The organism is Pseudodesulfovibrio sp. zrk46, assembly GCF_012516435.1.
Lineage (GTDB): Bacteria > Desulfobacterota > Desulfovibrionia > Desulfovibrionales > Desulfovibrionaceae > Pseudodesulfovibrio.
The window spans coordinates 3,434,862-3,460,035 of the sequence record NZ_CP051216.1; the positions used below are offsets into that span (position 1 = coordinate 3,434,862).

At 43.7% G+C, this 25,174-nt stretch carries 26 protein-coding genes, 1 tRNA gene and 1 other RNA gene; 12 read left to right on the top strand and 16 right to left on the bottom strand.

Annotated elements, in window-relative coordinates; genetic code table 11:
- Positions 1 to 3: 3 nt before the first annotated feature.
- From secG to rimI, 4 genes are read right to left on the bottom strand one after another with little or no spacing between them, the layout of a single operon-like run.
- Positions 4 to 351 (bottom strand): preprotein translocase subunit SecG, encoded by a 348-nt coding sequence (gene secG / locus HFN16_RS15535; RefSeq protein ID WP_168891626.1) that lies wholly within the window; start codon positions 349 to 351, stop codon positions 4 to 6.
- A 40-nt stretch (positions 352 to 391) separates the two neighbouring features.
- Complete coding sequence (gene tpiA / locus HFN16_RS15540; RefSeq protein ID WP_168891627.1) at positions 392 to 1,147, bottom strand: triose-phosphate isomerase; 756 nt, start codon at positions 1,145 to 1,147, stop codon at positions 392 to 394.
- A complete protein-coding gene (locus HFN16_RS15545) occupies positions 1,144 to 2,346 on the bottom strand; it encodes a phosphoglycerate kinase (protein WP_168891628.1) in 1,203 nt (400 codons plus the stop codon). Before HFN16_RS15545 ends, tpiA begins: the two co-directional genes overlap by 4 nt.
- Before the next feature lie 21 nt (positions 2,347 to 2,367).
- Positions 2,368 to 2,817, bottom strand: a complete 450-nt coding sequence (gene rimI / locus HFN16_RS15550) for a ribosomal protein S18-alanine N-acetyltransferase (protein WP_168891629.1) — start codon at positions 2,815 to 2,817, stop codon at positions 2,368 to 2,370.
- 89 nt (positions 2,818 to 2,906) lie between these two features.
- Here rimI and HFN16_RS15555 point away from each other — a divergent pair, with 89 nt between their 5' ends.
- Positions 2,907 to 3,446, top strand: coding sequence for an NUDIX domain-containing protein (locus HFN16_RS15555; RefSeq protein ID WP_168891630.1), 540 nt, complete (start codon positions 2,907 to 2,909; stop codon positions 3,444 to 3,446).
- Here HFN16_RS15555 and HFN16_RS15560 read toward each other — a convergent pair.
- Both HFN16_RS15560 and HFN16_RS18935 read right to left on the bottom strand, forming a co-directional pair.
- A complete protein-coding gene (locus HFN16_RS15560) occupies positions 3,443 to 4,234 on the bottom strand; it encodes an inositol monophosphatase family protein (RefSeq protein WP_168891631.1) in 792 nt (263 codons plus the stop codon). The two genes, HFN16_RS15555 and HFN16_RS15560, sit on opposite strands and share 4 nt — an antisense overlap.
- A gap of 59 nt (positions 4,235 to 4,293) precedes the next feature.
- Complete coding sequence (locus HFN16_RS18935; RefSeq protein ID WP_247648358.1) at positions 4,294 to 4,497, bottom strand: DUF6485 family protein; 204 nt, start codon at positions 4,495 to 4,497, stop codon at positions 4,294 to 4,296.
- A 262-nt stretch (positions 4,498 to 4,759) separates the two neighbouring features.
- On the opposite strand from HFN16_RS18935, the gene HFN16_RS15565 reads away from it, so the two are divergent.
- Entirely contained in the window at positions 4,760 to 6,508 is a 1,749-nt protein-coding gene (locus HFN16_RS15565) for a hypothetical protein (protein WP_210772208.1), read from the top strand.
- Between the two features lie 20 nt (positions 6,509 to 6,528).
- On the top strand, positions 6,529 to 7,614 hold the full coding sequence (gene gcvT / locus HFN16_RS15570; RefSeq protein ID WP_168891632.1) for a glycine cleavage system aminomethyltransferase GcvT: 1,086 nt from the start codon (positions 6,529 to 6,531) through the stop codon (positions 7,612 to 7,614).
- A 77-nt stretch (positions 7,615 to 7,691) separates the two neighbouring features.
- Here gcvT and HFN16_RS15575 read toward each other — a convergent pair whose 3' ends face one another.
- Entirely contained in the window at positions 7,692 to 8,336 is a 645-nt protein-coding gene (locus HFN16_RS15575; RefSeq protein ID WP_168891633.1) for a lysophospholipid acyltransferase family protein, read from the bottom strand.
- Between the two features lie 159 nt (positions 8,337 to 8,495).
- On the opposite strand from HFN16_RS15575, the gene yedF reads away from it, so the two are divergent.
- Positions 8,496 to 9,116 (top strand): sulfurtransferase-like selenium metabolism protein YedF, encoded by a 621-nt coding sequence (yedF, locus tag HFN16_RS15580; protein WP_168891634.1) that lies wholly within the window; start codon positions 8,496 to 8,498, stop codon positions 9,114 to 9,116.
- Between the two features lie 75 nt (positions 9,117 to 9,191).
- Entirely contained in the window at positions 9,192 to 9,947 is a 756-nt protein-coding gene (locus HFN16_RS15585) for a pseudouridine synthase (protein WP_168891635.1), read from the top strand.
- Here the strand turns inward: HFN16_RS15585 and HFN16_RS15590 are convergent.
- The 4 genes from HFN16_RS15590 to HFN16_RS15605 all read right to left on the bottom strand — a co-directional run bounded on the left by HFN16_RS15590 (position 9,944) and on the right by HFN16_RS15605 (position 14,042).
- Complete coding sequence (locus HFN16_RS15590) at positions 9,944 to 10,636, bottom strand: outer membrane lipoprotein carrier protein LolA (protein WP_168891636.1); 693 nt, start codon at positions 10,634 to 10,636, stop codon at positions 9,944 to 9,946. The two genes, HFN16_RS15585 and HFN16_RS15590, sit on opposite strands and share 4 nt — an antisense overlap.
- Before the next feature lie 13 nt (positions 10,637 to 10,649).
- Positions 10,650 to 12,890, bottom strand: coding sequence for a DNA translocase FtsK (locus HFN16_RS15595; protein ID WP_168891637.1), 2,241 nt, complete (start codon positions 12,888 to 12,890; stop codon positions 10,650 to 10,652).
- An 88-nt stretch (positions 12,891 to 12,978) separates the two neighbouring features.
- On the bottom strand, positions 12,979 to 13,536 hold the full coding sequence (efp, locus tag HFN16_RS15600) for an elongation factor P (protein ID WP_168891638.1): 558 nt from the start codon (positions 13,534 to 13,536) through the stop codon (positions 12,979 to 12,981).
- Between the two features lie 44 nt (positions 13,537 to 13,580).
- Positions 13,581 to 14,042 (bottom strand): type II 3-dehydroquinate dehydratase, encoded by a 462-nt coding sequence (locus HFN16_RS15605; protein WP_168891639.1) that lies wholly within the window; start codon positions 14,040 to 14,042, stop codon positions 13,581 to 13,583.
- Between the two features lie 39 nt (positions 14,043 to 14,081).
- On the opposite strand from HFN16_RS15605, the gene yihA reads away from it, so the two are divergent.
- Positions 14,082 to 14,732 carry a ribosome biogenesis GTP-binding protein YihA/YsxC gene (gene yihA / locus HFN16_RS15610; protein WP_168891640.1) on the top strand — a complete coding sequence of 217 codons (651 nt, stop codon included), beginning with the start codon at positions 14,082 to 14,084 and terminating at the stop codon, positions 14,730 to 14,732.
- An 18-nt stretch (positions 14,733 to 14,750) separates the two neighbouring features.
- Here yihA and HFN16_RS15615 read toward each other — a convergent pair whose 3' ends face one another.
- From HFN16_RS15615 to HFN16_RS15625, 3 genes are read right to left on the bottom strand one after another with little or no spacing between them, the layout of a single operon-like run.
- Complete coding sequence (locus HFN16_RS15615; RefSeq protein WP_168891641.1) at positions 14,751 to 15,884, bottom strand: LptF/LptG family permease; 1,134 nt, start codon at positions 15,882 to 15,884, stop codon at positions 14,751 to 14,753.
- Positions 15,881 to 17,056 (bottom strand): LPS export ABC transporter permease LptF, encoded by a 1,176-nt coding sequence (gene lptF / locus HFN16_RS15620; RefSeq protein WP_168891642.1) that lies wholly within the window; start codon positions 17,054 to 17,056, stop codon positions 15,881 to 15,883. The genes HFN16_RS15615 and lptF overlap by 4 nt, the downstream gene beginning before the upstream one ends.
- Positions 17,040 to 17,246, bottom strand: coding sequence for a hypothetical protein (locus HFN16_RS15625; RefSeq protein WP_168891643.1), 207 nt, complete (start codon positions 17,244 to 17,246; stop codon positions 17,040 to 17,042). The genes lptF and HFN16_RS15625 overlap by 17 nt, the downstream gene beginning before the upstream one ends.
- Positions 17,247 to 17,372: 126 nt before the next feature.
- On the opposite strand from HFN16_RS15625, the gene HFN16_RS15630 reads away from it, so the two are divergent.
- From HFN16_RS15630 to HFN16_RS15655, 6 genes are all read left to right on the top strand, one after another.
- Positions 17,373 to 18,164 carry an undecaprenyl-diphosphate phosphatase gene (locus tag HFN16_RS15630; RefSeq protein WP_168891644.1) on the top strand — a complete coding sequence of 264 codons (792 nt, stop codon included), beginning with the start codon at positions 17,373 to 17,375 and terminating at the stop codon, positions 18,162 to 18,164.
- Between the two features lie 93 nt (positions 18,165 to 18,257).
- Positions 18,258 to 18,334: transfer RNA gene (locus HFN16_RS15635), tRNA-Met, on the top strand.
- An 88-nt stretch (positions 18,335 to 18,422) separates the two neighbouring features.
- Complete coding sequence (gene ybaK / locus HFN16_RS15640) at positions 18,423 to 18,887, top strand: Cys-tRNA(Pro) deacylase (protein WP_168891645.1); 465 nt, start codon at positions 18,423 to 18,425, stop codon at positions 18,885 to 18,887.
- A gap of 123 nt (positions 18,888 to 19,010) precedes the next feature.
- Positions 19,011 to 19,394: a transfer-messenger RNA gene (gene ssrA / locus HFN16_RS15645) on the top strand.
- A gap of 503 nt (positions 19,395 to 19,897) precedes the next feature.
- Complete coding sequence (locus HFN16_RS15650; protein WP_168891646.1) at positions 19,898 to 20,905, top strand: ABC transporter substrate-binding protein; 1,008 nt, start codon at positions 19,898 to 19,900, stop codon at positions 20,903 to 20,905.
- Positions 20,906 to 20,945: 40 nt separating this feature from the next.
- A complete protein-coding gene (locus tag HFN16_RS15655; RefSeq protein WP_168891647.1) occupies positions 20,946 to 23,528 on the top strand; it encodes a response regulator in 2,583 nt (860 codons plus the stop codon).
- A gap of 97 nt (positions 23,529 to 23,625) precedes the next feature.
- Here the strand turns inward: HFN16_RS15655 and HFN16_RS15660 are convergent, their stop codons facing one another.
- Together HFN16_RS15660 and HFN16_RS15665 are read right to left on the bottom strand one after the other, a co-directional pair.
- A complete protein-coding gene (locus tag HFN16_RS15660) occupies positions 23,626 to 24,375 on the bottom strand; it encodes an OmpA family protein (protein ID WP_168891648.1) in 750 nt (249 codons plus the stop codon).
- A gap of 12 nt (positions 24,376 to 24,387) precedes the next feature.
- Complete coding sequence (locus tag HFN16_RS15665; protein WP_168891649.1) at positions 24,388 to 25,152, bottom strand: flagellar motor protein MotB; 765 nt, start codon at positions 25,150 to 25,152, stop codon at positions 24,388 to 24,390.
- Positions 25,153 to 25,174 lie beyond the last annotated feature (22 nt).

The window sequence follows — 25,174 nt, forward strand, 5'->3', positions numbered from 1 at the left end:
GAGCTATTCGCTCTTGGCGTCGTCTCCAGTATCCTTGAACTGAACACCCGGCTTCTGCTGGTCTGCAGGAACTATCGGCTGAACCACACCTTCACCTTGCAGCATCAGGGAATTCTGATCAGTGACCTTGTTACCAGTCAGGACATTGTAGGTCAGGGAAGTCACAAGGAAAACAGTAGCCAAGCCTGCAGTGACCTTGACGAGAAGTCCTCCGGCACCGGTACTACCAAACATGGTAGAACTTCCGCCTCCGAAAATGACTCCCATCCCTTCGTGACCGGACTGAAGCATTACAGCACCGATCAAGAAAACGCAAGCGATAACATGAATCACAATTACTAAAGTTTCCAAAATCTTATCCTTCGTCTGACTCGTTTTTCTTTGCTTTGGATCAGGCTAAAACAATCTGAGAAAAGCTTTCGCCCTCCAAGCTCGCGCCTCCTACCAATACTCCGTCGACATTGTCAAGCGCAATAATCTCTGCGCAATTAGCAGGCTTCACACTTCCACCGTATAACACTCTCATTTCATTAGCCTTTTCTCCAAAGATTGAAATAAGAATTTTTCTAGTAAAAGCATGAGCTTCCAATATTTCTTCTGGACCAGCGACTTCCCCGGTACCAATCGCCCAAACAGGTTCATAAGCAATACTCAGATTTTCCGGATCGATATTGATCGGAACATTCTTTAAGCCAACACGTATCTGATGCTCTAGCACCTCTTCAACACGCCCAGCCTTTCGATCCTCGATCTTTTCACCAATGCAGAAGACAACCTTAAGACCGGACTCTAAACCATAAGACGTCTTTGCCCCAATATACTCATCATCCTCGCCAAGGACATGTCGACGTTCTGAGTGGCCAGTCAGCCCATACACGGCCCCCACAGACTCAAGCATCTTCGGAGAGATCTCACCAGTATAAGCGCCCTCTTCCTTTATGTAATAATCCTGCCCGCCGACCGAGAAACCATCAATACCTTGGAAGACGTCAGCTACTCCTTTAAGAGCTGTGAATTGAGGGAATACAAGCACCTCGCGATCTCCAGGCAACTTGGCAGCAGCCAAGTCAACCAGTTCTTGTGCTGTAGCCCGAGCTTCATCCCAAGTCTTAAACATCTTCCAGTTCGCAGCCATCAATTTTTTCATCGGTTGCACTCCTTTAATGCCTTAAATGCAGGCAATTCTTTTCCTTCAAGAAATTCAAGGAAAGACCCACCACCGGTAGATATAAAACTAAATTTATCTGCAAGGTGTAACAAATGAACCACCGCATCTGTATCGCCGCCCCCAACGATACTCACAGCATCGTCCATCTCAGCTATAGCTCGACATACATCAAACGAAGCCTCTGCGAATGCCGGTGTCTCAAAAAGCCCCATAGGGCCATTCCAGACAATCGTTTTAGAACGCTTAAGTACAGCAACAAAGTCCTTCGCTGACTCTGGTCCAATATCAAGAACCATAGCTTCTGCAGGAATACTATCTGCATCGCATACACCATCAGGTTCAGTGGCGGTATGCGTAGCTGCATACTTGAAGTCAGTTGGCAAATGCAACTTGGATCCCATCTTCTCTGACTTCTCTATAATATTGCGAGCAGCGTCCACTAACTCTTCTTCAACCAGAGATTTGCCAACATTCAAGCCTTTTGCGAGAAGGAAAGTGTTAGCCATGGCTCCGCCGATGATGATGTCATCTACTTTTCCAAGAAGGTTATTCAATATTCCTAGCTTGGTGGAAACTTTTGCCCCGCCCGACACACAGACATAAGGTCGTCTAGGATCAGCAAGAGCGTCACCAAGAAATTCAACTTCCTTCTTTAAAAGAAAACCACCACAACACATTTTGGCATGCTTCGGTACATCCACCACAGAAGAATTAACTCGATGCGCCACCCCAAAAGCATCATTTACATAGATGTCAGCCATGGATGCCAGCTTGCTTCCAAAATCTCCTCGATCCTCTTGAGTCTTACCAGTCTCCTCAGGATTAAAGCGTAGATTTTCCAACATCATAACTTGGCCAGGTTTTAATGATGCAGCCATCTCCAAAGCCTCTCTCCCTACAGTGTTTGGGGCAAGAGGAACGTCAACACCGAGAAGCTGAGAAGTTCTTTGGGCAACTGGAGCTAATGTCAACTCCTGCACAACTTTCCCCTTAGGTTTGCCAAGATGTGCACACAATATAACTGAAGCCCCTTTCTCCAACGCATACTTCAGAGTAGGAAGTGCCGCCTGAATACGGTTATCGTCCGTAATAGCACCAGTTTCATCCTGAGGGACGTTAAAATCCACACGGAATAAGAGTTTCTTACCTTGAATGTCAATTTGATCAATAAATTTCATATGTTCCTCAACAAAAGAAAGTTAGCCTGTAGCAAAATCACATCGGAATAACAAAGCATCCTCTTTGGTATCTGGATAATACCTCTTTCGAACACCAACTTGCACATATCCAAATTTTTTATACAAATCTATGGCCGGAGTGTTTGATATCTTTACATCTAGAAAACTCTTTACAATTCCCTTCTTAGTACAAATCTCAAAAGCACGTTTCAAAAGGGCCTTGGCCAAACCTCGCTTTCGGTAATCAGTATGAACAGCTAGATTGAGAATTTCCATTTCATCCTCGATTAGAGAAATCGCAATATACCCGACAAGACGGGCATCTTCACGAACGCCGAGGATCTTAAACACGCCCCTCTCAAGGCCCATAAGAAACTGATCACGACTCCAATGGTAATCAAAACAAGATTTCTCCAGTTTTATTAGATCATCCAAGTCTGAAGCCTTCAGTTGTATCACCTGACCAGACATAGTATCCTTCTCATCATTTCCCCACACTGGAAATGTATAAGCAATAAGTGTATACTTTCTTTATAATCAAATCAAAGATTTCCGCTGACATGACTATTATTACTAAAAATACTTCAAAAAAAATTGACAGCACCGAGTTCATTGAGATTGTGGACGACAACAACCGCCCTTTGGCAGTCCTTCCCAAAGACCTGGTTCACCGCCAGATGCTGAAACATAGGTCTGTACAGATCCTTATCTTCAATCCAAAGAAAAAAATCTTCTTGCAAAAAAGAACAAAAAATAAAAGCTTTTACCCAAATCGTTGGGATGTGTCAGCTCGTACTCACCCCTTGATTGGAGAGTCCTCTCTCGATGCAGCTCAACGTATTCTACGAACCAAACTTCAACTAGAAGTTGAAAGCCCTCAATTAATCCGATCTCTTCCCGCTTGCCCTGAAACAGGCTTCGAGCATGTCACTATTTTTTCAATTCCCAAAAACACTCAATCAATCATCCCTAATGAAAACGAAGTGTCTGAAGGATACTACTTTTCAAGAGAGGAACTAACCTGTCTTGTCAAAGAATTTAGAGAATTACTTACGCCCAACCTAGTAACTTTGTGGGAAGCAGGCCTACTGACGGCTTAAACCCTACAAAGCAAACAACTGAGTTCTTTATGAATTAATCCATTGGTAGCCATGATGGACTTAGATTCAAATGAGTATGGCTCTCCCGACTCATACTCAGAAACCATCCCTCCAGCTTCTTGAATTAGCAATATACCTGCTGCAGTGTCCCACGGATTAAGCGCACTTTCGTAAAAACCATCATACCTTCCACATGCAACGTATGCCAAATCAAGTGCCGCAGCCCCCGGTCTACGAATCCCCTGAGTGATTGGAAGCAACGATTTTAATTGCTTAAGAATCGTGTCTAGGTGGTCATCAATTGCATACGGAAACCCTGTTGCCAACAAAGCCTCCTCCATAGTCGTCACTCGGGATACCCGAATCGGTTTTTCATTCAAAAAAGCTCCATGGCCTTCGACTGCAAAAAACAACTCCCCCATCAGAGGCAAATTAACAAGCCCTAACACTACACGATTGTTGTGCCATAGCCCTACCGAAGTGGCGACCATGGGTAGACCATGTGCAAAATTCGTTGTGCCATCAACGGGGTCTATAATCCAAGTGAATTCTCCTAAGGGGGTATCCTTGGCGGACTCCTCTGCAAGAAAGTCAGAGCCAGGCAACAGGCGGGACAACTCTTCTTTAAGCATTTCTTCAACAGCAATATCTGTCTCAGTAACTAGATCGATTCTTCCCTTATGCCTAACTTTCTTAGCCTGCGTGGATGCATCGATTACAATATTTCCTGCTTTACCTAATATATATACAAGATCATCACAGAACTTTTTCTCATTGTATAAAGCCATGTTGCCTCCATGAAAAAAGGCGGTAAAACCGCCTTTATTTCTTAAACTGACCTGAGATACTAAGCCCTCCGCTGAATAAAGAACTCAACAGATCGATTGTAGGTCCGTTCTTCTTCTTTTGTAAAATAACACCCCGGCAATTCACCACGCTGACGATGGTAATGAAGACACTCACAGCAAATGCCGTGCTTATCGCAACTGTAAGTACAGGTACAGTATTGCTCGTTGATTTTCGCCCTAGGACACTGATCCTTCTTTTTCATCGCACCCCCTCGTATCTTTGCCACAGATCAAATAGTAAGCCAGAAAACATTAGCCAATCGCCCTTATAGTGTCAATTATTCAGGCTGATTGTTAAAAGAATACTACGCCTTTATCTCGTTATCACAAATGAGGTTCACTTTTTCACAACATCTCTATCGTGTTATAATCGTTGTAATCCGACCAAGATGAGTATATATGGTTAAGATTATAGGTACATTGTTTTGATTGGAGTGAACTCCAACAGGAATACGGATTAGTGGCATGTGGAAAAAAGCGTTCAGTAAAGCGCCTGACTTTGAAAAATACGGCAAAAAAAATTCCCCGGCAACAAATGTGAGCACAATAGAAAAGCTCAAGAAATTTCTTGACTTCTGCCACATCAAATACTGCCTATTAAAACCGTACTTTGAAGTCGATGACTACCCACTTGTAGAGGCTCGTGAATTACTTCCTTCATTCGAAGTAGACCTTTATGAATACAAGGCTCTTCCGGGAATGAGTTTGGTTGTATTTGAAAGACAACTCAATTCATTTCAAGAAGTGTTTCAGTATGATGCGCTACATGCCCTTTCTGAGTGGGAAGACATGCACGACAAAGGGAGCGAGGCGTGTGGTGTTGAAGAAAACGTTATCGCTACTAATATTCGAACATTTCAAAGCCGACTCCCCAAGCGCCATCATACAGATTTTCTTAAAGAATTTGATAGCTCAGACATCACGACAATGGACAACTACGGAGAGATGCTTGAATTTCTTTTAGAACTTGAGCGCGCTCACGTTCTGGCCCTTGATCCAAACGGTAAATTCACACTTCAAGGGATGTACGCATCACTGCCATCAAACTTGGACAGCGAACTTAAACAATTTGGGCTTAGAATCGGAAAATTTAAGCCCGGCAACAGCTTGATGTATGAGTGCAATCGCTTGTTTGTGTATCAGTTCATGATGGAATTGCATGGATTCCCTATTGTTTCTGAACGTCGGACATCATCTGCCATGTTTGCCATCCGTTTATTGCGATCTGGCGAACGCTTTATTGTTCGAGTACTTGGGCAGAGCGACAGAACAATCACAACTATGATGACACCGCCTCCTGATACCCCCAAAAGGATCAAGAAGTATCCTCGCATTGAAAAAATCGCACTAGTTCAAGTTAATGAGAATCAAAAAGATACTATTACTCTACTCAAAGAACGAGGCTTTTTAGTCGACCCTAAAAAACGGGTCGTAATTCTACGTGTCATATACCAACAACATGAGTATAGCCCCAAAAACGTTCGTGAAGATCGTGCACTCTCTGTTCTTCGGCAAGAAGTCATTCATCCGATCACAGGCGAAGTCATTGACTCACTCAATATTATCCAGAATATCCAAAACATGATTCTGCAACTCAACGATATCGTACGTGGCGAATATCGCATGCCGATCAACTACAAACGCAACGAAATCATCAGAAACACAGATACCCCTGAAAATCGCCTTAAAGTTCTCTACACATGGCTTTCAAAACATATGCATCGCATTGTTGACTACACTGACGAATACTACTCTCAACTCGTTAGAGTATTAGATGGTTACCTTCTCGCCCCAGAGCATTATAATGTTTTCAATGAACACTACTCGTTGCATCAAGAAGTATGGTCTCGATACGGTCATATTCAACAGGCACGAAAGGTACGCATCCTTGAAGATCTTCGTTACAGAAAATATAAAGGTGAACCTGTTACATACGAAAAGATGCTTGAACTCATGACGGAAATCATGAATGAACTTAAATTTGAAATAGTTAACTACTTTGACAAGTTGGTTGTCAAAGTATTGATCATCGGCAACGATGTCATTTCTGATCCTTATCTACTTAGAAAATACGTAAACATAGACCAGAAAAAACTATCTCCATATGGACGTAGAATTCGACAACGCTACAGCCAGCTGGTAACGCTCCTTGACGAGTTTCGATCAATAAGAAAATCAAGAACGTCCGGCACTCTCGAGCCGGGCATGTTTTAGCACCACTCCTAGGAGGAAATATGACTGATCTGGAAATAACACCTCTGACTCAATGGCATCGTGATAATGGTGCCAAAATGGCTCCTTTCGCTGGATTCGATATGCCTGTGCAGTACAAAGGCATCATAGTTGAGCACAAACATACTCGCACCAAAGCCGGAATCTTCGACATCTCCCACATGGGGGAGTTCGCTCTTGCAGGAGAAGGGGCTAAAGACGCGCTAAATAAAATTGTTAGCCATGACCTCGAAACGTTAGCTCCTGGCAAATGCCGATACGGCTTTCTGCTCAACGAATCCGGTGGCATTAACGACGATCTCATCATCTATTGTTTAGCACAAGATGAATACATGCTCGTGGTAAACGGTGCATGTCGCGAAAAAGATTTCAAACATATTCAGGCAAACTTACCTGAATCAATCCTGCTCACTGACATCAGTGATCAGACTGCCAAGATCGATGTGCAAGGTCCTGAAAGCCTCGACGTGATCAACGACCTCATGAATGAAAAATGGAATCACTTAAAATACTTTAACTTTGAAACAACCGAAAAACTCGGCTTCTCCATGATTATCAGTCGAACAGGCTACACTGGAGAATTGGGATATGAGCTGTACCTCCCCGCAGATAATGCCCTCGAGATTTGGGAAAAACTCGCGACTGACGAAAGGACCGAACCTATTGGTTTAGGTGCACGTGATACTTTGCGCCTTGAAATAGGCTATCCTCTTTACGGCCAGGACCTTGATGAAAAACACACTCCCAAAGAAGCTGGTGCGGGATTCTTCCTTAAGAAGGAAACTGACTACATAGGCAAGGCTGGCTTGGCTGAAGTAAAAGAATCTCTTATTGCCCTTTCCATCGAAGGCCGCCGAACCCCACGCCATCACGACGAAGTTCTGCTCTCATCAGGGGAAAAGACAGGCACAATTACTAGCGGCTCTTTCGCTCCTAGCCTTGGGCACTGCGTTGCTTTAGCTTACGTCAAAGCCAATGATGCGGATAACGATACATTCATCATTAAAACAGCTCGAACTGAACTGGAAGCAAAGAAAGTGTCCCTGCCCTTCTACACCGAAGGCTCTGCACGTATGAAAGTTGATTAAAGACTATGTAATAACCTAAAATGAGAGCCTCGCAGGATCATCCTACGAGGCTCTTCTTTTGAAATTCAAAATTCGTTTTATTCTGATCCAAGCACCTGCATTCGCTTTTCAAGACGCTCCCGCTCACGGGCCAAAACATCCTTTTCCAATTTCTCTTCAGTCACTTTCATGGGCTCACCGATATAAGCACGGCATTTGGTAAAAGGCATTGGCAGAACAAATTTATCCCAAGAATCAAAAACTTTCCTTGTTCTCGGAAACATTCTGATTGGCACAACTTTGGCTCCCGCTCGCTGAGCCATAAAAATAGCACCATCTTTTGCCTTGTGCCGAGGGCCGCGCGGCCCATCTATCGTAAAGACTGCTATTCGATTCTCTTTTTTCATGATCCTAGCAGATTGCAAGAGTGCCTTAAGGCCACCCCTGCTGCTGGACCCACGGACAGTCTTGGTTCCAAGCTTTTCGAGCACTTGGGCAATGAACTCACCATCCTTGCTCTGACTCACCACAATGACGAACTGATTCGCCCAATCAACTCCAAAATTTATTACTGGGAAGAGTTCGCCATGCCACAGAGCAACAACAAACGAATCCCCTGCCGCATTACCCTCAATCACCCTTTTCCAGTCTCCATGTACTTCAAAGCGAATGGTCTTGGACCACCAGCGAAGCAATCGGGTAACAACTGGCGTGAATATAAGTGGATCAATCCGAATTTTCATATCGACCTCAATGTTGATATCACTTCATATAGATGAAGACTAATTTCGGCAAGTGACTGCAACTATTGATATCACAATTCGGCTTAAACGAATTCATAAGCTATATCTATTTGACCTACAGGGACTGCCTATGCTTTTTATATTTTTTAAGGAGCGATAATGACGCAAATACAAATTGAATGCCAAGGACTGCCTTGCCCGCAACCTGTCATCAAATGCAAAGAGGCAATTGAAGAGAATATGCCGGACATTATCTCTATTACTGTTGATAATGAGGCTGCAAAAGAGAATGTTACTCGTTTTCTCACCACACAGGGGTACGACGCAACTGTCAGCAATGACGGTGACTATTTTGTAATCAAGGGGGCTCGTGGTCCCGAATCCAATGGACATTGTGAAGTATGTCAAGAGATGAGTGAGGCAGAAATAGCTGCCGTCGGACAGCCAAAGAACCTCATCTTCATCGCCTCAGATGTCATCGGATCCGGCGATGATGAACTAGGCGGCAAGCTCATGTACAATTTTTTGCTAACGCTCAAGGAAATGGGAAAGGACCTGTGGCGAATTGTCATGGTCAACGGCGGTGTTAAACTGGCCGTAGAAGATGCTCCCTCCTTGGAAGTTCTCAAAGAACTCGAACAAAGTGGCGTCTCTATTCTTGTCTGCGGCACCTGCCTTGAGCACTTTGGCTTGACCCCCAAGCGCGGTGCAGGCGAAGTGACCAATATGCTCGACATCGTTACAAGCTTCCAGCTTGCCACTAAGACCATTCGCGTTTAAAGATGTGCACCACGGCACAGGGGTAAAGCCTTGCCCTTGTGCCGTTTATTTCATCATTTAAACGGAGAAATGGTCATGTCTCAAGACACCACTGCCATACGCCTCAATAAATTCATCGCCCAATGCGGCATTTCATCCCGCCGCGGAGCCGACGAACTCGTTTTTTCCGGAAAAGTCACCATCAACGGAACCGTGGCCGATTCACCCGGCATCAAGGTTAATCCAGCCAATGATGTGGTCAAGGTCAACGGCAGACCGGCTAAGCTCCCTGGCGGCAAGGGAGACATAACCCTACTTCTTCACAAGCCTATCGAAATCGTAACCACGGCCAAAGACCCTCAGGGACGCAAAACTGTACTCGATATGCTCCCCTCCAAAATTAAAGAAATGCGACCATTTCCTGTTGGCCGTCTCGATTTTTTTTCGGAAGGGCTACTCTTGCTTACCACAGACGGCGATCTCTGCTACCGCCTTACTCATCCCAAATATCACCTCGCAAAAGTTTACGCCGTAACTATTCGCGGCACCGTTCCGGAAAGAGTCATCAAATCGATGCGAATTGGCATGACGCTAGAAGACGGCACCATACTGGCCCCGGTCACGGTGGAGGCAAAGAAACCAATTGCTGGAACACAAGTATTGGAAATGACTTTAATTCAAGGTGTTAATAGACAAATTAGACGTATGTGCGCTGAAAATGGTCTAACTATTTTGAGACTTAAACGAATCAAACAAGGCCCCATCGATTTGGGTAAACTCAAACGGGGAGAATGGCGCGAGCTCTCTAAGAGAGAACTCGCATCATTGAAAAAAGCGGTTAAGTTGGATTAATAGCCGACAGTGTTGTCTTCCACCTGAGTGCCTTCGGGCGGAGAAAAACTAAACATATCAGGCTCAAGTTCCACATTCAGCTCCACATCAGACAGACGCACTTCGTTACCGTTTCCGTAGAAATCTACAATCATAACTTGACGTAACAAACCACTTTTCGGCTCAACCCCGATGTACGCGAGCACCAAACCGGGCTCTGCTTCCTTGGGTACAAGTTGGAGAACAGTGAATCCCTTGCCCCACTTTTCACGGACCTCATCAGCCCCCGCCCACTCGGTCTTAACAATAAAATCTTCCTTGAGGTTGGCCTGACCAGATAGAAAACGGAGAACAGTTTTTGAATCTAAAAGAGTTGCCACGCTATACTTAATGGCGAGTTCTTCGTCAGGGATATAATCCCAAGCAAATTCAGGGCCTACTACCAGCAACTCCTTTTCTGGCTTAGAAGTTTCCCAACGAACTTGAGAAGGCTGCTTAAACCAGATACGCCCTTCACGGACATCCACTTCCCCACTGGCTACATTGGTCAACTCTTGAATAAACCCAGCTTGAAATGTCTTCAGAGTTTCGTATCGTTGCTGAATCAAGTCAGGCATTTCATCAGTGGTAGTAGCTTCTGCAGAGTTTGCTACACTTGAGACAAACGACATGAAGAAACAAATTATAATGGCAATATGTATCCTAGACATTATGTAACCCAAATTATTCCTTAATTAAAACCTTACGCGGCTTGCTGCCATCCTGAGGACCGAGAATACCTTCGGCTTCCATTTGTTCAATATATCTCGCAGAACGGTTGAAGCCAATTCGAAACCGACGTTGTAGCAATGAAATGGAAGCCTTACCCTGAGTTATCACAAACTGTACCGCTTCATCATACACAGGGTCATCAGAATTTCCTGCAGGGCCAGAACCACCCGCTCCTCCTGAATCTTTTTTCCAATCTGAAAAATCGAGATCGAAATCCTGAGGTATGGCATCCTTCCAAAAATTAACAACGTGTGCAATTTCCGTCTCATCTACGTACGCGCCGTGCATTCTCTTCAGCTTGCCACCACTCGGTTTAAAGAGCATGTCACCACGCCCCAACAACCTCTCAGCACCAACCGCATCAAGAATGGTACGAGAATCGAACTTGGATGTAACAAAGAATGAGATACGAGTAGGGAAGTTCGCCTTAATAAGACCTGTGACAACATCGACACTAGGACGCTGAGTCGCCAAAACCATATGAATACCCGCTGCACGAGCAAGCTGCGCCAAACGTACGATACACTGCTCTACGTCTTTGGCTGCTGTCATCATCAAATCTGCCAATTCATCAATGATGATTACAAGATAAGGCATAGGTTTAAAGGACTCAAAGTCCTCTGGGATATTCTCACCATATTCAGAAAGTTTCTTATTGTACCCTTCAATATTACGAACACCAAGTTTGGCCATCTTCTCATAACGGCAATCCATTTCGAACACAGCCCATTCCAGCGCAGACTTGGCCAGATTCATCTCAGTAACAACAGGGTGTACTAAATGAGGAAGCTTTGCATATGGGGCTAGTTCGATACGCTTGGGGTCAACTAACAACAACTTTACTTGATCTGGACCAGCTTTGTATAAAAGGCTCAACAAAAAACCGTTAATCCCTACAGATTTACCTGCGCCAGTTGCCCCTGCGACAAGGAGATGAGGCATTTTGGCAAGATCTGCCACTCGTGTAGCGCCATGGATATCCTTACCTAAAGCCAGAGTTAACGGTGAGCCGCTCTTGGTAAATTCCTTTGACTCTAATACTTCACGAAGAAAAACCGTTTCACGATCAATATTTGGTATCTCGATCCCCACACTATCCTTGCCTGGAATAGGGGCTTCAATACGAACTGACTCAGCCTTCAAAGCCAAAGCTATGTCATCAGTTAAATTTTCAATTTTACTAACCTTAATACCTGGAGCAGGCTTAAATTCAAACATTGTAACAACAGGCCCAGGAACAACACGCTGGATTTCACCTTGTACGTTAAAATCGTTGAGACATTCTTTTAAACGATCCGCCAAAGGCTGCAAAACTTCAGGCGTCTGGGTTGTTTTCTGATCTGCGGGAAGAGTTAATAACTCAGTACTTGGTAACGAACCTCCTCCAACTGGCTGAACTTTTGGCTTTATCGATTTGTCTTTTTGCGGCCTGTTGACAGGTTTCGGCTTGCTTTTTTCACTGTCACCTAAATCGACAAATTGAAGGTCCAACTCACCTTCATCGTCATCTTCATGCGATTTCTTTGCTGCCTTCTCAACTTCACGGGCTGCCTTCTTGGCCGCTTTTGCTTCTTTTCGTTCGCGCCTGAGTTCACTCCGTTCTTCTGCCCCTTCACGCCAAACCGACCACAATGCGACAATGCGTTCCCAAATAGTTGCCCAAGTAAAACCCACTACCATTTGAAATGAAACAACAGTTACGAATGTCCACAGCAGAGCTGCACCTAAAGGGCGAAGGTATGGCAACGTATATTTGGAAATAATATCCTGTCCAAAGAATCCTCCTCCGAGAAGACCGTAGCTATCAGGAGGCACCGCACAAACCCATGGATGATTGGCCCAAGCTTCAAAGGCAACAAATAATCCTATGAATCCCAACCAACGAGTTTTGGACATGCGAATACGAGAAACGAACCGGGACAGCGAAAGATATAGAAAATAGAAAGGCCAGATCATGGCTCCCAAGCCGAATATCTCAACAAGGAATCCCGCACAATAAGATCCGGCTACACCTACCACATTCTGCACTTCCCACCCCTTGGTGACCGCTTGATTAAAGCTAGGATCCTTCGGATGAAATGACAGTAGACTTAAAAACAAGAATGCCGCCAAAAACAAGAAAAATAGGCCGAGAAACTCTCTGCCACGTCCTTTTGGCTTAGGTTGGTTTGACTTGATCTTTTTGGGTGCCATGTGTTTCCTCTCTTACAATAAAAAGGCCCTGGACAGCGAACTGTCCACGACCTTTTTACGCAATTTTCACAACGAGTTGCAAGTCTCGTTATTCTCGACCAAGGTATTCGCCGCTACGAGTGTCAACTTTAATGACATCACCCTCGTTAATAAACAGAGGAACCTGAACAAGCAGTCCGGTTTCCATAGTGGCAGGCTTTGTGGCGTTAGAGACTCGGTCACCCTGCACGCCTGGATCAGTCTGGGCTACAGTCAGGTTAACATTTGCAGGCAGGTCTACACCGATGAGTTCGCCATTATACAGAAGCACTTTTACAGTATCTCCTTCCTTGATGTAACCACCTTTCGATCCGACATTCTCAGCAGGGACGTTGGTCTGTTCGTAGCTCTCCAAATCCATAAAGACGAAGTCCTCACCGTCCTTGTAGATAAACTGCTGATCTACGACAGCCATATCGGGCTTCTTGACTTTTTCACCAGAACGAAAAGTTTTATCAAGCACCTGACCGGTCTTCATCTGGCGCAGTTTGGTGCGCATCATTGCACCACCTTTACCAGGCTTGAAGTGTTGAAATTCGACAATTTCAAAAGGCTTGCCGTCAATTTCAATTTTAAGTCCGGTCCTGAAATCCTTGGTAGAAATCATATCAACTCCGTTATCTTGCCTGATAGAATCAGGCTTTTGTATTCTTATTCGCCACGCAGACGCTCATAGATCGCCTGAACAGCAAGGGCATAACTCAGAATTCCAAAACCAGCAATCACGCCGATACACTGTCCGCCCATAATAGACTGTTGGCGAAGAGGCTGATCTGTACGCGCCCAAATATTACTTATATGCACCTCAACGCATGGGATATCGATCCATGCAAGACTATCAGATATGGCAAGACTAGTATGCGTAAATGCTCCAGCATTAAAAACAATTCCATCAACCCTATCTTCGCGCGCATTTTCCAATCGATCAATCAACGCCCCTTCGCTATTAGACTGGAAATGACTAATAACGATATCCTTAGACTTATTACCCATAAGACTTTTAATGATCTCAGGCATATCGTCCATTGTCTGCGAGCCATATATTTCGGGCTGACGTTTACCGATATGTCCCAGATTTGGGCCATTGAGTATCAATACATTGAGCTTTCCCACAGCAATCCTCTCTCATTCATTAGCCCTGTCTACTTGACTATGTTACGCAAAAGAAGAACATTGACTTCCCACGTTCATCAAAAAAAAAACAGGAAACGGTACCTTCATATGAACCGCACCATCGAATTAGTTAAAACAATATACGAAATCAAGCAACTTGAGGACTTCGAAGAAGCACAAATAGCCCTTGCAGGACGCTCCAACGTTGGAAAATCCTCTTTAGTGAACCGATTAGCAGGACGTAAAAAGCTAGCCAAAATTAGTTCCAAGCCTGGTAAAACCCGCAGTCTAAACTACTACCGCGTCAACCCCGACGGTTATTTCATTGTTGATCTGCCTGGGTATGGATATGCAAAGTGTTCCAAAACAGAACGTGCTAAATGGGCTAAACTCATTGAAGCCTACATTCACGAAAACCAACAGCTTAAGGCCGTAGCAGTTCTCCTCGATTCTCGCCTTAATCCACAAAAAATTGATCTAGAACTGACATCCTACATTCGCAGCTTGGGAATCCCACTCATTCCTATTCTTACCAAATCGGATAAGCCCAAACAGAGAGAGAGAGCCAAGGTTCAAAATCAGTGGCAGGACATCCTCCAACAAGACAGAGCACCGCTTTGCTTTTCAAGTAAAACAGGAATGGGGGAAGCTAAACTCTGGGACATTTTCGCAGAGCACGCCTCCCTATAGTTTTCACTTGCTACACCACTATACCCGCTTAATACGCAAACCCATTAGCCACTCTTTTAGAGTGGCTTGAAACCCCGGCATAGCCACCCATGCCAGCCGTAAAGATGCTAGGCCGCCCATGATGATGTTTCCCATCCAGGCGGCCAATATCGGCGGCAATACTCCTTTCTCACCTGCCGTAGCACCAACGACATGAATGCCATATTGTACGAATATAAGTATAAGCGACAAGCCGATATTGGCATAAACATTTTCAGAGAATGTAACTAATGTAAGCGCCATTAAGGCCATTACAGCTATGGAAAAGGCATAAGACCATTTTCCATGCCAAACAGTCTTAAGAATCTCCACGTTTGAACCAGATTCCTCTAATTTTTTAATCGCTTTAGAAAGCTCAACGAGTGGCAACTGAGCCTTATCTCCCTTTAGTTCAACGGCTGCATATGCTTTGAGATTTTGACGCACGGACAAGAACTGCGACAACCTGTTCACTGAAACAAAGGTACGGGTGTCCAGTTCATGTACATCTAATAACCCCCAACCATGATCATCAATCAAAGCTTTTTTCGCTGATAAAATTCGTATCAACTCTTGGCTATCAGTCGCAAACTCATACACAGTAATGCCAGTGGCACGACTCTTTCCAGGAAAAGCCTCGTCAGCTCTCACGATAAATGGACCATCGCGAAACCAAAGCTGTTTAATGGTTAACTCATCCAATTGCTTCTTACGAACATCCTCTTTCCAGATACGATTAGCTTCCACCTCGCCAAACACACCTAAGAACTGAGAAAAAACAAGTTGCCCCCCACTCCACACCAAAGCATAGATCAAAAAGAAACGAATGAACCATGCAAAAGAAACTCCTCCTGCACGGAGAGCAAGCATCTCCTTACTTCGAGTTAGGACACCTAGTTGAATCACCATTGCAAGCAAGAATATGGCAGGCATCAATTGAGATACAATCAGTGGAATTTTAACGAAGAAATAAAAAAGAATTGTCTCCGCTCCTAGTCCAGCACGAATAAAATCGTCCAACCTGTCAAAGACATCAGAAAGCAAATAGATACAGGTACCTACCGCCAAACAAATGGTCATAAGATACAGATTCTGACGAATTAGATACCTATGGAGAACACCTAAACCAATCATGCTGCCGCCTTTTTTCGAGTCAAGCGGTCACGCACATGAACGAACAAATCTACAATAGGGAGAGTACGTTCTTCATTCGCGTACTTCATGCCAATTACAGCGACTAAAATATAAAGAATATTTGGAGCCCACATACCATAAATGGGAGGAATAGAGCCCCCTTCTCCCATACTTACACCAATGGAAAACATAGAATAATATACCAAAAACAATCCCATTGACATTACCAAACCATACTGCTGCTTGAGTCCACGAAAAACATAGGCAATAGGAATGGCAAACATACCAAGAATTATGCACCCCAACGGAAGGGTCAGGCGCTTAAAATATTCAGTATCTACCTTCCGATAAAACCGGGGAGAGTCAGTGGGAGCTTTCGCTGGATCGTTTCTAATTTCAGACAAACGAGCAAATGTCATATCTTTGGCCTTTTGCTCCGAAAAATCAAAGCCCCCAAGCAATTTTCCAAGATCAAGTCGTACAGCATACTTGCCAAATTTAAGGACATTTAACTCTTCGCCACTTTGTCGAAAAATCTTGCCTTTATTAAAAATAATATTGACTTCAGCTGTCTCAGGTGAGGATACAATTTGAGCTTCTGGAGCAACAACGACAACAGAGGTGCCTTTGATCGACTCATCGCGCACAAAAGCAAATTTCAACTCCCCCTTCTCATTGTCTACCTGATGGGCATAAAATGTAAGCCCAGGAAACTCTTTATTAAATACTCCTGGTTGTAAGGCAAACTTGGAATGAGATCGCGCAAATTCATAAATTTTCGTTTTGAACATATCCATACCCCAAGCCAAACCCCAAAAAGAAATGAAGAATGTGAACAGCGTACAAATTGTACAAAACGCAATAGGAGCAGGCAGCATACGATAAAGACTAACGCCGTTGGCCTTGAGAGCAGTGAGTTCATTATCTGTACTCATGCGCAAAAAGGTCAAAAACACACTTAGCATCGTGGAAATTGGCGTGATTAGCAGAAGAAAAAAAGGCGTCAGAAAGAAGAACAACTGCAGAATATTGATAAAGCCAATATTCTGCGAAAGAAAAAGCGTACGCAACTGAAGCATCCTGCCAATCAGGATAAGTCCCAATAGACAGGATACAGTCAAACCAAACAATTTACACAGTTCAGTAAATATATTTTTATGTAGTAATTTCAAGTTTTTGAGCTACCTTTTTTTCCTCATAAAACCGTAGGAGGAATTCCATTTCCTTTGGGCTAAGATTGTAACGAACTGACGCTTCTTCAAGCAATACTTCAAGATTTATAGCGCTATCCCTCTCTACCATTTCACTAATCCAAGCGATAGCTTTACGCGTCAACTCACTCTGAGGCATTATTGTACTCATGAAATCGCCTCCAATTTGCTGATGTACAAAGTCAGAAATACACCACCTTCCAGGGGGTTGCAAGACACGGTTTACTGAGTTAGCCCTCACAAGTCATATCAATCATTTTTCTTTCAAGAGGTACAAATGGCACCTTGGTACGTAGCCGTCATACTTGGCATAGTTGAAGGCCTGACAGAATTCCTTCCAGTTTCCAGTACTGGTCACCTTATTATTGCTGGCTATATACTCGACTTCACTGGGCCAAAAGCTGAAACTTTTGATGTTGTCATTCAACTCGGAGCGATCTTAGCTGTGGTAGTATTGTACAGAGAACGGTTTCTCGGCCTATTAAAGACCGACCCCAATCGTAAATTCTCTGGTTTTTATGGTCTTTACCTCCTTTTCCTCACCTCGCTTCCAGCATCTTTACTCGGACTTTTGGCACACGGATTCATCAAAAGTCATTTATTTAACCCCATCACAGTAGCATGTGCATTAGCAGTTGGGGCAATAATGATATTCGTTGTAGAAGGACGCGAGAATAACGAAAAGACCACATCCCTTGATGAAGTTACTCCCAAACTTGCGTTCGGTATTGGTTGCTTCCAATGCCTAGCTCTCTGGCCAGGATTCTCCCGCTCAGCTGCTACAATCATGGGTGGAATGATTCTTGGTGCACGTCGAACTGTTGCTGCTGAATACTCATTCATAGCTGCTGTCCCTATCATGTTTGCAGCTACCGGCTACGATATGCTTAAAAGCTATCACCTGTTCTCAACAGAGGACTTTCAATTCTTAGCCATTGGCTTTGTAGTTTCTTTCATTTCCGCCTGGTTAGCAATTAAAGGATTCATCTACCTTTTAGGTAAGCTAACATTACGTCCATTTGGTGTTTATCGACTCATTTTGGTTCCGTTGATATTCTTGTTTTTTTAGAGATTTTCAATAATTTAAAAATTTCTTATTTTTTCACTTGCCAAGCATCGGAAGTTAGGCCTATAAGCTTGTCCGCTTCGACGGCAAAAACGTGGCGAGGTAGCTCAGTTGGTTAGAGCATGCGGCTCATATCCGCAGAGTCGGAGGTTCAAGTCCTCTCCTCGCTACCACGAATTAAATGAAGATCCGTAAATCCAATTTGGCTTTACGGATCTTTTTTTATTTTGAGCAATTTACCCATTATAGGAGGGGAAGTTCATGACACCGGCAATCAAGAAAGCCAAGCAAGCCAAGATCTCATACTCAGTTCATGAATACAATCATGACCCATCCGCCAAATCCTATGGGCTTGAAGCTGCTGAAAAGCTAAAATTAGACCCAAAACAAGTTTTCAAGACGCTAGTAACTTCAGCAGGGAAAGATTTAATAGTTGCAGTTATTCCTGTCGACCAATCACTCGATTTAAAATTACTAGCAAAAGCTATTGGATCAAAAAAAACAGCCATGGCGGACATCACACAAGTAGAACGAGTTACAGGATATGTAATGGGGGGGATTAGTCCTCTGGGACAAAAAAAGCTACTTCCCACCATAATCGAAGAATCGGCACTACGGTTTGACACCATATACGTAAGCGCTGGCCGAAGAGGATTGGACATAGAACTTTCTCCAAGCGACCTAGCAAAACTAACAAAAGGCAAACTCTCCCATATATCTCGCTAACCACTTTTGCTATCGGGACAATTAAACTCATCTACTGACAATCTTTCAGACTATATCCTAATAAAATGGTTGCCAAAGGGAGACGTGAACTTATATAGATTTTGGCCGAAGAGTTCTTTGAAAGGGGGCGCATTGGTTTCGACGGGGATAGTTGATGCCAAGGCTGCAAGTCGAGGTTGGTCGATGGCCTCGTAAAAATCGACCAAAAGATAATTGCAAACGACAATTACGACTACGCAATGGCTGCTTAATTGCAGAGTTGCACCTTGACACACTAGATGTCACGATTCTCCCGCTGACGCCTTATAAGCGGACAGGATCGTCAATTCATAGGGCTAGTTTCGACGGTCTGTTCTTTGCCACCGAAGCGAAAACAAAGAAGGACTAGTCCAACGGCCGTCTGGCCCGGAGCAATCCGTTGGGTGAATTTTTATTCCGGACCTAAACTTGTAGACGCTTTGCGCTGATCGTTCTCGGACGGGAGTTCGACTCTCCCCGCCTCCACCATTTCTAGAGCTTGTGTTTCAGAAAGAAGCAATATGCTCTATTTCTGTAAGAAAAACTGCTTGTTACAATGAAAATTAATTTCGTTGCGCCAAGCAGTTTTTTTCGTTCTACGCTACACACTTTTCCCGGCTTCTACACACATTCCTACACACATAGGAGTTGTTGTAGTGCCACACAGACACCCCACCGACCTCGTTAAGCAGTCACACGGATACTGTTTCCGCATAAACGTTCCTGCTGACCTCCAAGTTTATTTGCACCAAGTCTAAAAGAACAAACTCTGGTATTTGTTATAATTGCCCTAACGCTCTACATAAGCTAGCAATAATAAATTGTGTTGTTTTGACCAATCGAAAATAGGAGTGAACGGAGTGCCACCATCAAAACTAAGATTTTCCTGGCATCAATGGAAATTTGTCCTCCTTTCAATAATAGTCACTCTATGTTCATGCGGGGACTCTACTCCGATACTCATTGGTTTTTCTGGACAGCTTACTGGCAAGATGTCCGACCTTGGAGTTTATGCACGCAATGGCGCGATACTCGCCGTCGAAACAATTAACTTAAATGGGGGCATTAATGGTCGGCCTTTAAAACTATTATCAGAGGACGATCTAAATACCCCAAACGGGGCCCTGAATGCAGACACCAAATTAATTGAAACAGGTGTTGTTGCAATAGTCGGACACATGACGAGCTCACAGACTATGGCAGTTATGCCGATTGTCAATGAGACAGGAATCGTCATGATATCTCCCACTACCTCCACCCCAGCCCTCTCAAGAAAAGCCGACTCCTTTTTCCGTACTATGGTAGAAAACACTCTCCAGAGTAAGGAATTGGCAGATTATGCTAGATCTGCACTAGACATAGCAACGGTGGTGTCAGTTGCAGAAGCCGACAACAAGAGCTATTCTTTTACATTCCGAGATGGCTTTATTCAACGCTTCAAAGAGGTTGGTGGTACTATTTCTGGAATAACGACCTACTCTTCTAGCAATGCACCCAATTGGGATACAATCACAGATATGCTCATTGAAACGAATCCCGATGCGGTACTACTTACCTGTCCCGCTCAGGATGTTGTTTCTATAGTGCAACGAATTCGTGACGCAGGCTTAAAAACACGCATTCTGTCAGGAGCCTGGGCTTACACCGATAATTTATTGGATTGGGGAGGACAATACGCTGAAGGTATTATATTTGTCATAGATTTTGCTGCAGACAACCCAAACCCAGAATTCATTAAATTTCGAGAGGCATACAGAAATCGCTTTGGACGCAATCCCAATTTTGCCTCTGCTTTTAGCTATGAAGCCGTACAGGCACTTGCTAATGCTCTCGAAAAGACAAATGGCTCCTCCGAAGGACTCGCGGATGCAATGGCCCCAAGTAATATAATCAACGGGGTAATTAGTCCGTTTAAGCTCAATGAGTTTGGTGACGTCGAAAGGAACGTTTTTATTGTAACTGTGCAGGAAGGACAGTTTAGAACAGTCGAAATGCGATAGAAATAACAGATGGTTTGAAAACACGAAAAGCGATAAGTTCATGGCAGCTATTTCACTGAGACAATTGGTTCAGCGCAACCTCACTAACCTGATGCTCATTCCAAGCATCTGCCTCATTTTGTTGCTTGGAGCCTATACAATTTACGAAAAAAGTCAGAGTTTTGAGACAAAAAATGCCGTATTAACTCAATCTCTTGGTAAACACATCTCAGCTCACCTTCACGACTCCAAAATAGCATTAACATCACTTTCGACAAGCATCACAAGATATGACCCATTTTGGTTTCACTGGGTTTTAAGCAATTTTCTTCAAGCCTACCCTCACTTTGAACGCCTTATATATTTGGATGCCAACGGCAAAATACTAGCCACCTCTCCCCAAGGCAACGAGTTGGTGTCCATGGAACGCTTTATAGACAAAGTCTCAAACCAAGCAAGCATTGTCTCTGATCCTATAATCTCCCCTGCAACTCAAAATCTCGTTGTCTATCTTGGAATTCGTTTACCCAATGGAAGTATAATCATTGGCGAGCTTAGCTTAAGCAAATTGCAAACCCACCTTGAAAACCTGCTCCCCAAAGGAGAAGGGATCCTCATCCTGACAGATTCTTATGGCAACCTCATATCTCATCCCGATTTCCATCGGGTTATAACTCAAGAGAATATTGGCAACTTAGACATTTTCACAGAATTTACAGACGACTCTCTCTATACTAACTTCTATAAAGAGGAAGGAATTTATCATTTTGGAACAATAGCAAAGGTGGCTCAAACAGATTGGCTGTTGCTTATATCGAAACCCGTCAGAGAAGTTTTTCTCCCCATCATATCTCCTCTCCTTATACTACTGAGTGTAATTTTACTTCTCTTCTTCATGTTTGCCCATTTTCTGCAGCATAGGCTTCGCGAAAGTATAGTTAGACCACTTGCACACTTTACCGAGTCAATCGAAATGACAGCAAAAGGAGACTATAGTCGCCCTGATTTACATGACGAAGTCTTTTCCGAGCTTGCCATCATTGAACAAGAATTTGACGACATGGTTAAACAGGTCAACATTCGAGAACAAGAGATCAAAGAAAGTGAAGAACGTTTCAGACAACTCGTTGAAAACATACATGAGGCGTACTGGATTAACGACGTTGCAGATAATAGAGTTATATATGTTAGCCCCTCATACGAAATGATCTGGGGACGCACACGTGAATCATTATATGAAAATCCAGAATCATTTTTCCTTGCAATTGACAAAGACGATCGACTTCCAGTTCTTGATGCATTCAACTCATTGAGAAATGAAGGCATGATTGTTGATCAAGAATTTCGAATCATAATGCCTGATGGCAAAATTCGTTGGATTCGTGCGCAAGCCTTTCCAGTATATGACGACGAAGGGGTTCGCGTTCGCATGGTCGGTGTTGCTGAGGACATTACAGAAAGAAAGGCCATTTCAACAGCTTTAATGAAAGCAAAACAAGATGCGGAAACAGCGAGCCAAGCTAAAACAGAATTTCTCACAAACATGAGTCACGAATTAAGGACCCCGCTCAATGGCATTCTAGGAATGCTGCAACTGACCCGTGACACCAAACTCAACGTTGAACAAGCAGACTACATTGAAACTGCAATTAGCTCGAGCAAAGTGCTACTCAATGTTATTAACGATATCCTTAACATAGCACAAATCGAAGCCGGCAAGCTTGCATTGCATGAACAACTCTTCTCTCCACATGAAGTAATGGAAACTATTTTCCGTTTTTTTAAACACTCCACTGAATCAAAAAACATTGAACTCAGTATGGACGTCGAACCAGGACTCCCTCCCTTCCTCATTGGTGACGAAGTACGAATCCGACAAATATTATTCAATCTAGCTGGCAACTCAGTAAAGTTCACGGATGAAGGAACAATACATGTGCATGCCCAGACACTCCCAATTCAGAAAAAAACTGGTAGTATTAATATATTGTTCACGATTTCTGACACTGGCATAGGTATACCTGCAGAAAAAATAAACTATGTATTCGAATCATTTACTCAGGTTGACGGAACATACACACGTCGCTACCAAGGCACGGGATTAGGATTAGGTATCGTGCGAAGCTTGGTAGAATATATGAATGGCTCCATCACTGTTGATAGTGATACAGGAAAAGGCACGACAATTTATGTGTCCTTACAGCTAGGACTTCCAACTCGCGAACAAATGTCTGAAAAGCCTGAAATAGATGTATTCGAACCCCAACTGAGGCCGCTCGATATTCTTGTTGTCGAAGATGATCGCGTGAATCAGATCGCCATTAGTAGAATGCTTCAAAAAATGGGACATGCAGCGACATGTGTTAATGATGGCCAAAAAGCGGTCGACATTCTTAAAGAAGAAAAATTTGATTGCGTTTTCATGGACATCCAAATGCCAATTATGGATGGAATTGAAGCAACTAAATACATAAGAACATCAAATGACATGATTAATGTCTCAAAACTCCCCATTGTTGCTTTAACTGCTCATGCAATGCCAGAAGATCGAAAGAACTTCCTTGAGGTGGGAATGAACGACTATATTTCAAAGCCTGTGTCATTTGAACAACTGACATCCGCATTAAAACGAATCATGGATTAAGCGTTCTTCAACATGACGCTCGCAAAGGGCGACATACTTACTATAAAAAAGGTCCCTGACAACACTAACTGTCAGAGACCTTTATTCTTCATTTAACTTACCACTTAGATCTGCCCACTGGAAGGTAGAAGAATTCAACCCTTCTGTTAGCTCGTTTATTTGCTTCAGTTGTACTGGGAAGAATTGGTTTTGCACTCGCGTAGCCGACAGCCTTCATTCTATTGGCTGGTATTGTTGAATTGGAAAGAATATAACGTAGACATGAGGCAGCTCTAGCGGCAGAAAGCTCCCAGTTAGAAGAATAAAGCTGGCTCTCTGCCCTCTCTCCATCAGTATGTCCACGAATAACCAAGTTAAAACTCTTGTTAGCCATTCCTTCAATAACGACATTGAGAGCATCCTTAGATTGAGGCGTCAACTGTGCAGATCCTTTCGCAAACATAGCATTGCTATCGAAACGAAGCATTACTCCGGACTTGTCACTGCTGACACGAGCCATTGCAGACAAATCTTTGGCCCGAATAAATTTCTTCAATCGAGCCCCCAATTCAACAATCTCTCTATTCTCACGAACACTTCTACGCTCTTTAAAACTAGATTCAGCATATGGGGTAGCCAAGGCAGATTTGTCCTCCATTTGCACACCCATAGCTTCTTGTATAGACCCCATCATCATTTTAAAGTTCGTAACGTCCTGATTGGTGAAGGAGAGCAAAAGTACAAAAAAACACAAAAGCAACGTTACCATATCAGCAAACGTCGCCATCCATGCCGGAATACCTGCTTCAGGCTTAGGAGGATCGGACTTAGCACCCGATTGCTGCTCTTCTACTACGTCTTCCGCCATTAAGAATACCTGCTACCACGCATCTCGCTGTGGCATATGAAGATAAAATTCAACCCGCTGATTTTTAGCTCTATTTTCCGGAGTATCATTGGGGGCAGCGGGTCGCGTATCTGCATACCCAACAGCCTTTGCTCGGCTTATCTCAATATTTCCTTTATTTACGATATAGTCTAACGCGACAGCTGCCCTTGCTGCAGACAACTCCCAATTGGATGGAAATTTTTTAGTTGATATTGGTCGGTCATCCGTATGTCCTCGAACAACAAGGTGCAACTTGTAATCTTTCAAGACTCTAATGACATTGTCTAATATTCTATCAGCACTATTAGACAACTCTGCAGACCCAGGCTTAAACATTGATGCTGAATTGGCACTAAAAATAACCCCATCGCGATCTGCTGTAACACCAGTGCCTTCCTTCAACTCCACATCTTCATCTTCCAGAAGAGATTTGATGCGCATGATGACCCCCAACAGAAGACGCTCATCATGTGAAATCTTTGCTGTGAGATCTTTGGCAGTGGAACTGGTATTAAAAAGAGCCATATCATCTGAAACAGCGCGAAGCTCTTTAACCCCGAATGCTCCCTTAATCGACCCTAGAGCGTCACGATACTTCTCTTCACTTTGTTCAGCAAAAGAAAGCAAGAGTACAAAGAAACACAATAAAAGAGTCACCATGTCGGCGAATGTCGCCATCCACCCCGGCAACCCTTCATCGCCTGGAGGTTCTTCAGGCGGCTTACGCTGTATTTGCTCTTCGGCTTGTTCAGCCATAAACCTGACTCACTTGATTAAT

Excerpts from the sequence above, each read along its gene's own strand:
- HFN16_RS15650 (WP_168891646.1), top strand. The coding sequence starts at position 19,898 with ATGTCCGACCTTGGAGTTTATGCACGCAATGGCGCGATACTCGCCGTC.
- HFN16_RS15665 (WP_168891649.1), bottom strand. The coding sequence starts at position 25,152 with ATGGCTGAACAAGCCGAAGAGCAAATACAGCGTAAGCCGCCTGAAGAA.
- HFN16_RS15585 (WP_168891635.1), top strand. The coding sequence starts at position 9,192 with ATGTCTCAAGACACCACTGCCATACGCCTCAATAAATTCATCGCCCAA.
- yihA (WP_168891640.1), top strand. The coding sequence starts at position 14,082 with ATGTTACGCAAAAGAAGAACATTGACTTCCCACGTTCATCAAAAAAAA.
- HFN16_RS15560 (WP_168891631.1), bottom strand. The coding sequence starts at position 4,234 with ATGGCTTTATACAATGAGAAAAAGTTCTGTGATGATCTTGTATATATA.
- HFN16_RS15555 (WP_168891630.1), top strand. The coding sequence starts at position 2,907 with ATGACTATTATTACTAAAAATACTTCAAAAAAAATTGACAGCACCGAG.
- HFN16_RS15615 (WP_168891641.1), bottom strand. The coding sequence starts at position 15,884 with ATGATTGGTTTAGGTGTTCTCCATAGGTATCTAATTCGTCAGAATCTG.
- gcvT (WP_168891632.1), top strand. The coding sequence starts at position 6,529 with ATGACTGATCTGGAAATAACACCTCTGACTCAATGGCATCGTGATAAT.
- tpiA (WP_168891627.1), bottom strand. The coding sequence starts at position 1,147 with ATGAAAAAATTGATGGCTGCGAACTGGAAGATGTTTAAGACTTGGGAT.
- HFN16_RS15595 (WP_168891637.1), bottom strand. The coding sequence starts at position 12,890 with ATGGCACCCAAAAAGATCAAGTCAAACCAACCTAAGCCAAAAGGACGT.
- HFN16_RS15625 (WP_168891643.1), bottom strand. The coding sequence starts at position 17,246 with ATGAGTACAATAATGCCTCAGAGTGAGTTGACGCGTAAAGCTATCGCT.
- HFN16_RS15545 (WP_168891628.1), bottom strand. The coding sequence starts at position 2,346 with ATGAAATTTATTGATCAAATTGACATTCAAGGTAAGAAACTCTTATTC.
- HFN16_RS15660 (WP_168891648.1), bottom strand. The coding sequence starts at position 24,375 with ATGGCGGAAGACGTAGTAGAAGAGCAGCAATCGGGTGCTAAGTCCGAT.
- rimI (WP_168891629.1), bottom strand. The coding sequence starts at position 2,817 with ATGTCTGGTCAGGTGATACAACTGAAGGCTTCAGACTTGGATGATCTA.
- HFN16_RS15655 (WP_168891647.1), top strand. The coding sequence starts at position 20,946 with ATGGCAGCTATTTCACTGAGACAATTGGTTCAGCGCAACCTCACTAAC.
- HFN16_RS18935 (WP_247648358.1), bottom strand. The coding sequence starts at position 4,497 with ATGAAAAAGAAGGATCAGTGTCCTAGGGCGAAAATCAACGAGCAATAC.
- yedF (WP_168891634.1), top strand. The coding sequence starts at position 8,496 with ATGACGCAAATACAAATTGAATGCCAAGGACTGCCTTGCCCGCAACCT.
- HFN16_RS15575 (WP_168891633.1), bottom strand. The coding sequence starts at position 8,336 with ATGAAAATTCGGATTGATCCACTTATATTCACGCCAGTTGTTACCCGA.
- ybaK (WP_168891645.1), top strand. The coding sequence starts at position 18,423 with ATGACACCGGCAATCAAGAAAGCCAAGCAAGCCAAGATCTCATACTCA.
- efp (WP_168891638.1), bottom strand. The coding sequence starts at position 13,536 with ATGATTTCTACCAAGGATTTCAGGACCGGACTTAAAATTGAAATTGAC.
- HFN16_RS15565 (WP_210772208.1), top strand. The coding sequence starts at position 4,760 with ATGTGGAAAAAAGCGTTCAGTAAAGCGCCTGACTTTGAAAAATACGGC.
- HFN16_RS15590 (WP_168891636.1), bottom strand. The coding sequence starts at position 10,636 with ATGTCTAGGATACATATTGCCATTATAATTTGTTTCTTCATGTCGTTT.
- HFN16_RS15630 (WP_168891644.1), top strand. The coding sequence starts at position 17,373 with ATGGCACCTTGGTACGTAGCCGTCATACTTGGCATAGTTGAAGGCCTG.